Genomic DNA, 12,913 nt, shown 5'->3' on the forward strand with positions numbered 1-12,913 from the left:
AGCGAAGAAAACGCGTCAAAAGACGAAGCTCGCGCCGGGGCCGCAGCGTCATGCGATTTCTCACCACGTTCCAGCTCGCCGACTTCATCGACACGCTGGTCAGCCTGACCACGGCCTTTGTGTTCGGCACCCTGATCGGCGCCGAGCGGCAGTACCGGCAGCGCACCGCGGGTCTGCGCACCAATGTGCTGGTCGCGGTCGGCGCTGCCGCCTTCGTCGACCTCGCGATGCATCTGGCCGGCGCCGACGGCGCGGTGCGGGTGATCGCCTATGTCGTGTCGGGGATCGGCTTCCTCGGCGCCGGCGTCATCATGAAGCAGGGCATGGACGTGCGCGGCCTCAACACCGCGGCGACGCTGTGGGCCTCGGCCGCGGTCGGCTCCTGCGCCGGTGCCGACCTCGTGGCGCAGGCGGCGGCGCTGACCGTGTTCGTGATCGCCGGCAACACGCTGCTGCGTCCGCTGGTCAACGCCATCAACCGCATCCCGCTGAACGAGAAGGCCTCGGAGGCGACCTACTACTTCAAGCTCGCCGTGACTCCCGAGGCACTGCCCGACATGCGCGACCGCCTGGTCGAGAAGCTGGAGGCCGCGAACTATCCGGTCGCCGATGTCGACGTGGTCGAGGCTGGCGACGACTTCCTCGAGATCGTGGCGACGCTGGTCTCGACCGCGGTCGAGCCCAACGAATTGAACGCCGTGGTGGTCGACCTGCAGCATCAGCCCGGCGTTCGGCACGCGACCTGGGAGGTCAGCACCACGGATTGAGCCGAGGTTCCCGCAGGCGCAGCTTCGGAACCATGCCGTGGCAGGATCGTTGACCTCGCTGACAGGACGGGGTGAACGAGATGGCTGCGGATCGGACCAGGCTGCGAATCGACATGCTGATCGCCTCGACGCTGGTGGCAGCGGGCGTTGCGATCGCAGTGCTTTCGCTGCACGCGATCAATGCGACGCCGCCGCAGGAGATCGCGCAGGCGACCCAGCCGCTGCAACCGACGCCGACGCCGGAGCCGCAGAAGACGGCGCCGCCGGCCGAGTCGAAGCCGGGCGGCGAGCGGCCGACCACGCCGGCGCCGCAGCCCGCGCGTCCCGACGATGAGGCACAGAAGTCCGGCGCCAAGCCGGTGCTGCCGCCCGCGCCCGCGGAGAAGACCGCGCCGCCGATCGAGAAAAAGTAAGCGCGCGGCGGCCCGCATTGTGACGCGGATTTGACGGACGCTGCCGATTATACGGTCTCGCCTCCGCCGCCGACGCCCTCCATAATCTGTCGTCTTGCCAACGACAGATGGGGCCTGCCATGAAGATCGAGGACGTTCGGCGCACCGCCTATTCGATGCCGCTCACCAACCCGTCGTTTCCGCCGGGGCCCTACCGGTTCTTCGACCGCGAATATTTCATCATCACCTACAAGACCGACCCGGAAGCGCTCGCCGCCGTGGTGCCGGAGCCGCTCGAGGTCGCCGAGCCGGTGGTGAAGTACGAGTTCATCCGCATGCCGGACTCGACCGGCTTCGGCGACTACACCGAGACCGGGCAGGTGATCCCGGTTCGCTTCAGGGGCGAGGAGGGGGCCTACACCCACGCGATGTATCTCGACGACGAGGGTCCGATCGCCGGCGGCCGCGAGCTGTGGGGATTTCCGAAGAAGCTGGCCAAGCCCAGGATCGCGGTCGAGAGCGACGTGCTGGTCGGCTCGCTGCATTACGGCTCGGTGCTCTGCGCCTCCGCCACCATGGGCTACAAGCACCGCAAGGTCGACCATGACACCGTCTTGAAATCGATGACGGCGCCGAACTTCATTCTGAAAATCATCCCGCATGTCGACGGCAGCCCGCGGATCTGCGAGCTGGTGCGGTTTCATCTGGAAGACATCACGCTGAAGGAGGCCTGGACCGGTCCCGCCGCGCTCGGGCTGTTTCCACACGCGCTGTGCGACGTCGCCCGCCTGCCGGTGCGCGAGGTGGTCTCGGCGCTGCATTTCAAGGCGGACCTGACGCTCGGCCTCGGCTCGGTGGCGTTCGACTACATGGCGAGATGAGCCGCGCCAAATAGCAAAATGCCCGGCACAAGGCCGGGCATTTTCGTCTCAAGGCGCGATGCGCGATCAGCGCACCAGAATATTCTTGAACTGCCAGGGATCGCTGGTGTCGATATCTTCCGGAAACAGTCCCGGACGATCCGTCAGCGGGGTCCAGTCGGTGTAGAAGCCCTTCACGGGGCCGAGATACGGCATCTGGATTTCCAGCAGACGATCGAAGTCCATCTCGTCGGCCTCGACGATGCCTTCGTTCGGGTTTTCCAGCGCCCACACCATGCCGCCGAGCACGGCGGACGTCACCTGCAGGCCGGTGGCGTTCTGATAGGGCGCGAGCTTGCGGGTCTCCTCGATGGAGAGCTGCGAGCCGTACCAGTAGGCATTGTTGTCATGGCCGAACAGCAGGACGCCGAGCTCGTCGATGCCATCGACGATTTCGTTCTCGTCGAGGATGTGGTGCTTCTCCTGCATCTTCGCTGCGCGGCCGAACATTTCATGCAGCGACAGCACGGCGTCGTCGGCCGGGTGATAGGCATAGTGGCAGGTCGGCCGATAGATCGCCGTGCCCGATGCGTCACGCACCGTGAAGTAATCGGCGATCGAGATCGACTCGTTGTGAGTGACGAGGAAGCCATACTGCGCGCCGCGGGTCGGGCACCAGGTGCGCACGCGCGTATTGGCGCCGGGCTGCATCAGATAGATGGCTGCGCCGCAGCCGGCTTCGTGGGTATGGGCATTCTCGGGCATCCATTTCTCATGGGTGCCCCAACCGAGTTCGGACGGCTGCACGCCTTCCGACAGGAAACCTTCTACCGACCAGGTGTTGACGAAGACGTCAGGCTCTTTCGGCGACTTGGAGCGCTGGGTGTCGCGTTCGGCGATGTGGATGCCCTTCACACCGGCCTGCCGCATCAAGTCCGCCCATTCGGCCTTGGTCTTCGGCTTCGGGGCATTGAGCTTCAGATCCGCGGCGACGTTGAGCAGCGCCTGCTTGACGAAGAACGAGACCATGCCGGGATTGGCGCCACAGCAGGAGACGGCCGTCGTCGAGCCCGCGGGGCGCGCCTTCTTGGCGGCCAGCGTCACTTCGCGAAGGGCGTAGTTGGAGCGCGCTTCCGGGCCCTTCGACGAATCGAAATAGAAGCCGAGCCAGGGTTCGTTGACGGTGTCGATGTAGAGAGCGCCGAGTTCGTTGCAGAGCTCCATGATGTCGGTCGAGCCGGTATCGACCGACAGATTGACGCAAAAGCCCTGGCCGCCGCCTTCAGTGAGCAGCGGGCTCAGCAGGTCGCGATAATTGTCCTTGGTCACGGCCTTCTGGATGAATTTGACGTTGTGCTTCTCGCAATGCGCCTTGCGGCCCTCGTCCTTGGGGTCGATCACGGTGACGCGCGACTTGTCGTAATCGAGATGCCGCTCGATCAAAGGCAGCGTGCCTTTGCCGATCGAGCCGAAGCCGATCATGACAATGGGACCTGTGATCTTCGCGTAGATCTGCGAGGCGGGGCTCATCATTTTCTCCAGGAGAGTGCCTAGCGGCGGATAGAGTGGATCAGGGGTTGCGACGCTTCGCGGTGACTTCGATCTCGACCTTCATCTCGGGCTTGTAGAGCCCCGCGACGATCAGCATCGTTGCGGCCGGGCGGATGTCGCCGAGGACCTCGCCGCAGACCGCGAAATGGGCATCCACGTCACGGGCATCGGTGAGGTAGTAGGTCGCGCGGACGATGTCGGCCATCGCAAAGCCTCCCTCCTTGAGGGCGGCCTCGATGGTCTTGAAGCAGTTCCGTGACTGGCTCGTGACATCCGATGGCATGGTCATCGTGGCGTAGTCATAGCCGGTGGTTCCCGCGACGAAGGCGAAGTCGCCGTCGATCACGGCGCGGCTGTAGCCGGCGGTCTTCTCAAAGGGCGAGCCGGTGGAAATCAGGCGGCGGGACATCTGGACCTCGACGAAAAATGGCTTTGCGCGGGGTTTACGGGCATTTTTGCCGCCCGCGCAACCCCTTGGTTCAGGCCTGGTGCGGCCGGCACTAGTGGGACTGCAGCGTGGTGTCCGGCGGCGATGGCGGCGTGCCAGTCCAGCGTCGGACCAGGATATCCCTGACGATCATCACCGAGATCAGGATCAGCATGACCGTGGTGACGAGGCCGCGCCAACGCGGGCGCGCGCCATCGGTGATGGGAAGGTGCTCCGACATGACGGCCCGCCTTACGCCGCGTGCGGCACGGCGAGCGGTGCCTTCCGGGTCCGGGATCGCGTCCGCGATGCCTTGGCCTCGGGCAGCGGCGCGCCGGTCGGCCTGATCATGCCCCAGGCGCCGTCCAGCGCGCCGGCGACAAGCTCGAGGCCGAGCAGCCGCTCGCGCTCGAACGTGCCAGGCAGCGACAGCTCGCCGGTCTTGGCCGCGGTGAAGCCGAAGCGGGCGTAGTAGGGCGCATCGCCAAGCAGGATCACGGCGCCGTGGCCGCGCGCCTTCGCGACCGCCAGCGCGCGCTGCATCAGCGCGGCGCCGACGCCGAGGCCGCGGCAGTCGTCGTCGACTGCCAGCGGCCCCAGCATCAGCGCGCTGCGGCCCCCCGCGCTGACGTGCCACAACCGCACGGTTCCAACCAGCCGGCCGTCCTGGCGCACGGCCGCAAGGCTCAGGCCTTCGGCGGGCGCGCGTCCGTCGCGCAGGCGCTGGCAGGTGCGCGTATGGCGATTGCAGCCAAAGCAGGCATCCAGCAGCGCTTCGCGTGCGACGACGTCCGAGCCACGCTCCGCACGGATCGCGAACGGGGCGGCATCTCGGATGAGGGCAACGGGGGTGTTCCGTTTTGCAGTCATGGCACGTCAGTCCCCGCTTGCAACGGCATGTCGTACGCCGCGGCAAGCGTCGTTCAGGAAAATCAAAAATGATCGGGGAGGAGCCGGCGCGGCCGGCTCCCGGTTTATCGGGCCTCGAAAAGGAGGCGGGTCAGATGTGGTAGGTCTTCAGCGGCGGAATGCCGTTGAACGCCACCGACGAGTAGGTCGACGTATAGGCGCCGGTGCCTTCGATCAGCAGCTTGTCGCCGATCTCGAGCGTCACCGGGAGCGGATACGGCAGCTTCTCGTACAGCACGTCGGCGCTGTCGCAGGTCGGGCCCGCGAGCACGCACGGCGTCATGTCCGCCCCGTCATGCGGGGTGCGGATGGCGTAGCGGATCGACTCGTCCATCGTCTCGGCGAGGCCGCCGAACTTGCCGATGTCGAGATAGACCCAGCGCACCTCATCCTCGTCGCTCTTCCTCGAGATCAGAACGACTTCGGTCTCGATGATTCCGGCATTGCCGACCATGCCGCGGCCCGGCTCGATGATCGTCTCCGGGATCTGGTTGCCGAAATGCTTGCGCAGCGCGCGGAAGATCGACCGGCCATATTGCAGGACCGGCGGAACGTCCTTGAGATACTTGGTCGGGAAGCCGCCGCCCATGTTGACCATGGTGAGGTTGATCCCGCGCTCGGCGCAGTCACGGAACACGGTCGACGCCATCGCGAGCGCGCGGTCCCACGCCTTCACCTTGCGCTGCTGCGAGCCGACATGGAACGAGATGCCGCACGGCTCCAGACCCAGGCGCTTGGCGAGGTCGAGCACCTCGACCGCCATCTCCGGGTCGCAGCCGAACTTGCGCGACAGCGGCCACTCGGCGCCGGCGCAGTCATAGAGGATGCGGCAGAACACCTTGGCGCCGGGGGCGGCGCGGGCGACCTTCTCGACCTCGCCGGCGCAGTCGACCGCGAACAGGCGAATGCCGAGCGCGAAGGCACGCGCGATGTCGCGCTCCTTCTTGATCGTGTTGCCATAGGAGATGCGGTCAGGCGTCGCACCGGCAGCCAGCGCCATCTCGATCTCCGCGACGGTCGCGGTGTCGAAGCAGGAGCCGAGCGAGGCCAGCAGCGAGAGCACTTCGGGCGCAGGATTGGCCTTCACCGCGTAGAACACGCGGCTGTCCGGCAGCGCCTTCGCGAAGGTCTGGTAATTGTCGCGCACGACTTCGAGGTCGACGACGAGGCACGGCTCGGTGTCGAGACCATCCTGGCGGCGGTTGCGCAGGAATTCCTGGATACGTTCAGTCATGGCACTCTCCAACGGCCCCAGCGACGGGATCCGCATCAACGTAACGTCGGGTAAGAGCGCTTCGGCCACATCGCGCGATGGAGGCGCGTTGAGGCCAAGAGACTCAAACCAGACTGTGCTGCCGTGGATTGGTTGGGAGAGTTTCCCGCCCGCTCACCTGGCAATGAAGGACAAGCCTTTTCAGTAGCCCGGGCCGGCGTTGGACCGCCGGTAGAGACCAAAAAAGCCCGATCCGTCGTTGCTTTAAGTCGCGTCCCCCGTTGAGAGCGGGGTGCGCCGGTTCGCCTCCGGCTGCCAGTCACGGTTGCAAAGAGTGGTGAGACCTTCAACGGCATCCCTGGAGAGAGATGCTGGCCGCCTCGTGTCCTGATGGACGTAAGCGACCCTCGGTTCTTCCACCCCTTGGCGGCTGTCCGGCCTCTTGTCCGGATACCTACCGACTGACACACGACCACAGGCACGTGCGAAATTGGGCAAGGCAGGAAATAAGTCTTTTGACTTCGCGGCGCAAGAATTTTTTTGCGATAGCGGCAAATTTCCCTAACGCGTGCTTGCGATGTCGCGCGCAGCACACGTCGGAGGCGCTGAAGATGAACGGCTGTTAAGAATGACTAACGAAGCGTGTGTGCGTTTTAGCCCTGTGCCGCAGCGCTTTCTTGAATCGCTCAAAGCTCACGCGCGACGCGTGAACGGCTCGACGCGCTGCGCGGCGCGGATGAAGGCGATCATGATCAAGACGCCGATGCCGAACAGCACCGCCTGCAGGATGTGCGCGGCGACGTCGTCGAGCCCGAGCAGGATCGCGAGCGCCCAGCCGCCGGCGAACGCCGCGCCGAACACTTCCGCGCCGATCAGGATCGCCGCCGAGATCACAGTGATGACGCTCGGCCAGACGATGGTGCGGTTGCCTGAGGTGGAGGGCTGCATGGTCATGGAATAGGTCCTGTTCAGGGGGCGCAATCTCTCCGAAAAGTGCCCATCTATCAAGCGCAAAAGGCCCAAAAATGCCGTATCGCGTGATATAGATCGGGCAGCATTTTCAAGGCGAAAAACGGGACATTCGATGTCAGGAACCAGCGCAGACGCCAAGGTCGAGACTTTGGCCAATCCCCTCCTGAAGGCATGGCAGACGCCGCTCGAGACGCCGCCCTTCGCCGAGATCAAGCCGGAGCATTTCCTGCCCGCCTTCGAGCAGGCCTTCGCCGATCATTCGGCGGAAGTGGCTGCGATCACCCACGATCCGGCACTGCCCGACTTCGACAACACCATCACGGCGCTGGAGCGCTCCGGCAAGCTGCTGTCGAAGGTCTCGGCGGTGTTCTACGATTTGGTCTCGGCGCATTCGAGCCCGGCGATCCTGGAGATCGACAAGGAAGTGTCGCCCCGAATGGCGCGCCACTGGAATCCGATCATGATGAACGCTGTGCTGTTTGGCCGCATCGCCATGCTGCACGAGAAGCGCGCCGCGCTCGGCCTGACCGGCGAGCAGATGCGGCTTCTGGAACGCACCTACACCCGCTTCCGCCGCTCCGGCGCCGGCCTCGACGATGCGGCAAAGGCCCGCATGGCCGAGATCAACGAGCGCCTCGCCCATCTCGGCACCTCGTTCAGCCACCATCTGCTCGGCGACGAGCAGGAGTGGTCCATGGAGCTCGGCGAGGACGACCGCGCCGGTCTCTCCGACACATTTGTGGCGGCTGCCAAGGCTGCGGCGGAAGAGCGCGGCATGCCCGGCAAGGCGATCGTGACGCTGTCGCGCTCTTCGGTCGAGCCGTTCCTGCAAAGCTCGTCGCGGCGCGATCTGCGCGAGAAGGTCTATAAGGCCTTCACGGCGCGCGGCGACAATGGCAACGCCAACGACAACAACGCGACCATCGTGGAGATCCTGAGACTCCGCGAGGAGACCGCCAAGATCCTGGGCTTCCCGACCTACGCCGCCTACCGCCTCGAGGATTCCATGGCGAAGACGCCGGAGGCCGTGCGCGGCCTGCTGGAGCGGGTCTGGAAGCCGGCGCGGGCCCGGGCGCTCGCCGACCGCGACGCGCTGCAGGCGCTGATCGCGGAGGAGGGCGGCAATTTCACCTTGGCGTCCTGGGACTGGCGCTACTACGCCGAGAAGCTGCGCCAGCGCCGCGCCAATTTTGACGATTCCGCGATCAAGCCCTATCTGGTGCTCGACCACATGATCGAGGCCGCGTTCGACTGCGCCACCCGCCTGTTCGGCGTCACCTTCGAGGAGCGCAAGGACGTCCCGGTGTGGCATCCGGACGTCCGGGTCTGGGAGGTCAAGGGTCGCGACGGCCAGCACAAGGCGCTGTTCTACGGCGACTACTTCGCGCGGCCGTCAAAACGTTCCGGCGCCTGGATGACCTCGCTGCGCGACCAGCAGAAGCTCGACGGCGAGGTCGCGCCGCTGGTCATCAATGTCTGCAACTTCGCCAAGGGCGCCGACGGCGCGCCGTCGCTGCTGTCGCCCGACGATGCGCGGACCCTGTTCCACGAGTTCGGCCATGGCCTGCACGGCATGCTGTCCAACGTGACCTATCCGTCGCTGTCCGGAACCAGCGTGTTCACCGACTTCGTCGAGCTGCCCTCGCAGCTCTACGAGCACTGGCAGGAGCGGCCCGAGGTGCTGCAGCGCTTCGCCCGCCACTACCAGACCGGGGAGGCGCTGCCGGACGACCTGCTCAAGCGCTTCCTCGCCGCGCGCAAGTTCAACCAGGGCTTTGCCACCGTGGAGTTCGTCTCCTCGGCGCTGGTCGACCTCGAATTTCACACCCAGCCGGCGGCGGCGAGCTGGGACGTCCGCGCCTTCGAACAGAAGGAGCTGGAGAAGATCGGCATGCCCACCGAAATCTCGCTGCGGCACCGGCCGACCCAGTTCGGCCATATCTTCTCCGGCGACCACTATGCCTCCGGCTACTACAGCTACATGTGGTCGGAGGTGATGGACGCCGACGCCTTCGGCGCCTTCGAGGAGGCCGGCGACATCTTCGATCCCGCGACCGCCAAGCGGCTGCATGACGATATCTATTCGTCGGGCGGCTCGCGCGATCCGGAGGAGGCCTATGTCGCCTTCCGCGGCCGCGAGCCCGAGCCGGACGCGCTTTTGCGCCGTCGCGGTCTGCTCGAGACGCCTGAGGCGGCCTGAAGGTGCGGCCGTCGTTGAAGCGCCTGATCGCTGGGCTCGTGCTTGCGGTGTCCGTCGTGCTCGGCACGGCGGCCGCCGAGGCCCATCCGCATGTCTGGATCGTCGCCAGGAGCGAGCTGATCTACGCGCCCGACGGCACCATCACGGGGGTCCGCCACGCCTGGACCTTTGACGACATGTTCTCGACCTATGCGCTGCAGGGCATCGAGACCAAGGTGAAGGGCGCCTACAGCCGCGAGGAGCTGGCGCCGCTGGCGCAAACCAATGTCGAGTCGCTGAAGGAATACGCCTACTTCACCTTCGCCAAGGGCGACGGCAAGAAGCAGAAGTTCACCGAACCGGTCGACTACTTCCTCGAATACAAGGATTCGGCGCTGACGCTGCACTTCACTTTACCGCTGAAGACGCCGTTCAAGGCGAGGCAGCTCTCGCTCGAAGTGTTCGACCCGACCTATTTCATCGACTTCCAGTATGCCGAGAAGGAGCCGGTCAAACTGGTCGGTGCCGCGGCGGACTGCAAGATGCAGTTCGAACGGCCGAACAGCGACGGCACCGCCGCCGCGCAGAAGCTCGGCGAGCAGACCTTTCTCGACGGCGGCCACGGCAATTTCGGCATGATGTTTGCCAACAAGGTCTCGGTGGAGTGCCCATGACGCGAATCGTCTTGCGCATGACGCGCGGCTTCGCTGTGTCCGCGGCCGTGCTGGCGGCATTCGCGCTGCTCGATGGTGCCGTTCATGCGCTGCTCGCGCAAAATCCGTTCGGCGCACCGCGTGCGCCCGAGCCGCAGGGCGGGCTGGTCGGCTGGCTCTTGGCCAAACAGTCGGAGTTTTATCGCGAGATATCGCAGACCATCCGCGCCGCAAAATCCGACGGCTCGGCGGTCTGGACGCTGCTCGTGATCTCCTTTGCCTACGGGATTTTCCATGCCGCCGGCCCCGGCCATGGCAAGGCGGTGATTTCCTCCTACATGGTCGCCAATCGCGAGACCGCGCGGCGCGGCATCGTGCTGTCGTTCGCCTCGGCGCTGATGCAGTCGGTGGTCGCGGTTCTCATCGTGGGCGTCTGCGCCTGGCTGCTCAATGCGACGGCGAAGACCATGTGCGGGGCGGAGAAGGCGATCGAGATCGCAAGCTACGCGCTGATTGCGGCGTTCGGCGCCCGGCTGGTGTGGGTCAAGGGCGGTGGCTTCTTCCGCGCGCTGCAGATGCCGCGCCCGGCGCTGGCGATGGCCGGCGCGCATCAGCACGATCACGATCACGGCCAGCATGACCACGATCGCCACGACCACGGCCATGATCACCATCATCGTCACGCGCACGACGATCACGGGCATCATCATGACCATGGCCACGAGCACGGTCACGACGCGCAGCACGTCCATGACGAGCATTGCGGCCATTCGCACGGGCCGACGCCGGCCGAGCTTGCCGGTCCCGGCGGCTGGCGGCGGGGGCTCGGCGCGATCTTGACCGTCGGGATCCGGCCCTGCTCGGGCGCGATCCTGGTGCTGGTGTTCGCGCTGGCGCAGGGTCTGTTCTGGGCCGGCATTGCCGCGACCTTCGTGATGGGGCTCGGCACCGCGATCACGGTGGCGGCGATCGCGCTCGTCGCGGTGTCGGCGCGCGGCGTGGCGGAGCGGCTGAGCGCGGCGCGCGACGGCGGCGGCATGGTCATCATGCGCGGCCTGGAGTTCGCCGCCGCGGGCCTCGTGCTGCTGTTCGGGCTCGGCCTGCTGTTCGGCTACGTCGCGGCCGAGCGCGCGACCTGCCTGTAGGGTCCTAACTTCAAGTGATCCGTCATCCTGAGGAGCCTGCGCAGCAGGCCTCTCGAAGGATCGACGGCCACCAGCTGGGCCGTGCATCCTTCGAGACGCGCGCAAGGGCGCGCTCCTCCAGCGACAAAGGCGGTTGCGCGGGGATGACGGGGAGGTGAGCGGATTCGCGGCTCAACTCGTCAGATATCCCCTGATCGCCGGCAGCAGGAAGATCGCGATGTTGATCGCAAAGCCGATGCTCCAGAGGATCGAGCGCAGCGTCGGGCGGTTGCCGATATAGGTGAAGACGTAGGCGATCCGCACGATCAGGAACAGCACGGCCAGCTCGTCGATCAGCCGCAGCGGGCCGACGCGGAATTCGGCGAGCAGCACGGCGAAAGCGAAGAACGGGAAGGCCTCAATGCCGTTCTGGTGCGCGCCGAGCGCCCGCGAGCGGATCGGATCGTCGTAGAAGTCGGGATCGCGCGGCCTGGCATTGTCGAAGCTGCGGAAGCCGGTCCACTTCACCGATACGATCGTCAGCAGCGAGAGCATCAGCGTCCCGAAGACGCACCATTCGGCGATCGTCATGGTTCCCCCTTATTCCGCACGGGAACGTAGCCAACCCGCACTCGGCTTGACAAGGTTGGAGCAACGCGCGAAGCCCAAAGCTCCCAAGCGAAGGATATCAAGCGCAAGGCTATCATGAGCACGGTGATCCCCTTCGAGAGCGCGAAGCCTGCCGGGGCGCCGAAGCCGGAACGCGTCGGCGTGCTCCTGGTCAATCTCGGCACGCCCGATACGGCGGATGCCGCCGGCGTGCGGGTCTATCTCAAGGAGTTCCTGTCCGATCCGCGGGTGATCGAGGATCAGGGCCTGCTCTGGAAGCTGATCCTCAACGGCATCATCCTGCGCGTCCGTCCGGCCCGCAAGGCGCGCGACTATCTGAAGATCTGGAACACCGAGAAGAACGAGTCGCCGCTGAAGTCCATCACGCGCTCGCAGGCCGACAAGCTGGCGGAGGCGATCGCCGATCACGACCACGTCGTGGTCGACTGGGCGATGCGCTACGGCAACCCTTCGATCAAGGAGCGCATCGAGGCGCTGGCGGCACAGGGTTGCGGCCGACTCCTTGTGGTGCCGCTCTATCCGCAGTATTCCGCCGCGACGTCGGCGACGGTCTGCGACGAGGCGTTTCGCGTGCTGGCCGGCATGCGCGCGCAGCCGATCCTGCGGGTGACGCCGCCTTACTACGACGATCCCGATTACATCGAGGCGCTCGCGGTCTCGATCAATGCGCATCTTGCGACTTTGGCGTTCCAGCCCGAGATCATCGTCGCCTCGTTCCACGGCATGCCGAAGGAATATGTCGACAAGGGCGATCCGTATCAGGCGCAATGCATCGCCACGACCAACGCGCTGAGCAAGCGGCTCGGGCTCGATGCCAACGGGCTGATCCTCACCTTCCAGTCGCGCTTCGGCAATGCCGAGTGGCTGCAGCCCTATACCGACAAGACGGTCGAGAAGCTGGCCAAGGACGGCGTGCGGCGCATTGCCGTGGTGACGCCCGGCTTCTCCGCCGATTGCCTGGAGACGCTGGAGGAGATCGCGCAGGAGAATGCCGAGATCTTCCGGCACAATGGCGGCGAGCAGTTCGCGGCGATCCCCTGCCTCAACGACAGCGACGGCGGCATGGACGTGATCCGCCAGCTCGTGCTGCGCGAGCTTCAGGGCTGGATCTGATTGTTAACGATCAGTGACACCGGACACGGCTATTCATTTGCATCTGGTAGTCGGACGGCAGCTTCCTATGTGCTAGGGAGAACAACAGCCGGCTGAACCGGCGGAGCGGTCCTGCCGACCAAT

At 65.6% G+C, this 12,913-nt stretch carries 14 protein-coding genes; 7 read left to right on the forward strand and 7 right to left on the reverse strand.

Annotated elements, in window-relative coordinates; translation table 11 throughout:
- Nucleotides 1–50 precede the first annotated feature (50 nt).
- The 3 genes from ACE10X_RS06800 (at nt 51) to ACE10X_RS06810 (ending at nt 2,040) form a co-directional block, all read left to right on the forward strand.
- Complete coding sequence (locus tag ACE10X_RS06800; protein ID WP_038384367.1) at nt 51–767, forward strand: MgtC/SapB family protein; 717 nt, start codon at nt 51–53, stop codon at nt 765–767.
- An 80-nt stretch (nt 768–847) separates the two neighbouring features.
- Nucleotides 848–1,180, forward strand: coding sequence for a hypothetical protein (locus ACE10X_RS06805; RefSeq protein ID WP_304557482.1), 333 nt, complete (start codon nt 848–850; stop codon nt 1,178–1,180).
- A gap of 119 nt (nt 1,181–1,299) precedes the next feature.
- The gene (locus ACE10X_RS06810; protein WP_038384364.1) at nt 1,300–2,040 is read left to right on the forward strand and encodes an acetoacetate decarboxylase; all 741 of its coding nucleotides are present in this window, start codon (nt 1,300–1,302) and stop codon (nt 2,038–2,040) included.
- A 66-nt stretch (nt 2,041–2,106) separates the two neighbouring features.
- Here the strand turns inward: ACE10X_RS06810 and ACE10X_RS06815 are convergent, their stop codons facing one another.
- The 6 genes from ACE10X_RS06815 to ACE10X_RS06840 all read right to left on the reverse strand — a co-directional run bounded on the left by ACE10X_RS06815 (nt 2,107) and on the right by ACE10X_RS06840 (nt 7,073).
- Nucleotides 2,107–3,549, reverse strand: coding sequence for a homospermidine synthase (locus ACE10X_RS06815; RefSeq protein ID WP_085970590.1), 1,443 nt, complete (start codon nt 3,547–3,549; stop codon nt 2,107–2,109).
- A gap of 40 nt (nt 3,550–3,589) precedes the next feature.
- Nucleotides 3,590–3,979 carry a RidA family protein gene (locus tag ACE10X_RS06820; protein WP_028332860.1) on the reverse strand — a complete coding sequence of 130 codons (390 nt, stop codon included), beginning with the start codon at nt 3,977–3,979 and terminating at the stop codon, nt 3,590–3,592.
- A gap of 91 nt (nt 3,980–4,070) precedes the next feature.
- On the reverse strand, nt 4,071–4,238 hold the full coding sequence (locus tag ACE10X_RS06825; RefSeq protein WP_162832417.1) for a hypothetical protein: 168 nt from the start codon (nt 4,236–4,238) through the stop codon (nt 4,071–4,073).
- Nucleotides 4,239–4,249: 11 nt separating this feature from the next.
- Complete coding sequence (locus tag ACE10X_RS06830) at nt 4,250–4,867, reverse strand: GNAT family N-acetyltransferase (protein ID WP_038384362.1); 618 nt, start codon at nt 4,865–4,867, stop codon at nt 4,250–4,252.
- Between the two features lie 130 nt (nt 4,868–4,997).
- Nucleotides 4,998–6,140: a type III PLP-dependent enzyme gene (locus ACE10X_RS06835; protein ID WP_038384361.1), complete on the reverse strand. Its 1,143-nt coding sequence runs from the start codon at nt 6,138–6,140 to the stop codon at nt 4,998–5,000.
- 672 nt (nt 6,141–6,812) lie between these two features.
- Nucleotides 6,813–7,073, reverse strand: coding sequence for a hypothetical protein (locus tag ACE10X_RS06840; RefSeq protein ID WP_028341358.1), 261 nt, complete (start codon nt 7,071–7,073; stop codon nt 6,813–6,815).
- A 130-nt stretch (nt 7,074–7,203) separates the two neighbouring features.
- Here ACE10X_RS06840 and ACE10X_RS06845 point away from each other — a divergent pair, with 130 nt between their 5' ends.
- Genes ACE10X_RS06845 through ACE10X_RS06855 form a run of 3 tightly spaced genes read left to right on the forward strand, consistent with a single transcriptional unit; the run spans nt 7,204 to nt 11,068 of the window.
- A complete protein-coding gene (locus ACE10X_RS06845; RefSeq protein WP_038384360.1) occupies nt 7,204–9,291 on the forward strand; it encodes a M3 family metallopeptidase in 2,088 nt (695 codons plus the stop codon).
- A gap of 2 nt (nt 9,292–9,293) precedes the next feature.
- Complete coding sequence (locus tag ACE10X_RS06850; RefSeq protein WP_375764105.1) at nt 9,294–9,944, forward strand: DUF1007 family protein; 651 nt, start codon at nt 9,294–9,296, stop codon at nt 9,942–9,944.
- Entirely contained in the window at nt 9,941–11,068 is a 1,128-nt protein-coding gene (locus ACE10X_RS06855) for a nickel/cobalt transporter (protein ID WP_085970587.1), read from the forward strand. Before ACE10X_RS06850 ends, ACE10X_RS06855 begins: the two co-directional genes overlap by 4 nt.
- A gap of 171 nt (nt 11,069–11,239) precedes the next feature.
- Here ACE10X_RS06855 and ACE10X_RS06860 read toward each other — a convergent pair whose 3' ends face one another.
- Nucleotides 11,240–11,638, reverse strand: a complete 399-nt coding sequence (locus tag ACE10X_RS06860; protein ID WP_016842609.1) for an MAPEG family protein — start codon at nt 11,636–11,638, stop codon at nt 11,240–11,242.
- A 114-nt stretch (nt 11,639–11,752) separates the two neighbouring features.
- Between ACE10X_RS06860 and hemH the strand changes: the two genes are divergently transcribed.
- Nucleotides 11,753–12,790, forward strand: a complete 1,038-nt coding sequence (gene hemH / locus ACE10X_RS06865) for a ferrochelatase (protein ID WP_038384358.1) — start codon at nt 11,753–11,755, stop codon at nt 12,788–12,790.
- The last annotated feature ends 123 nt before the right edge of the window (nt 12,791–12,913 follow it).

It is taken from the genome of Bradyrhizobium sp. Pha-3, assembly GCF_042258325.1.
GTDB classification, from domain to species: domain Bacteria; phylum Pseudomonadota; class Alphaproteobacteria; order Rhizobiales; family Xanthobacteraceae; genus Bradyrhizobium; species Bradyrhizobium elkanii.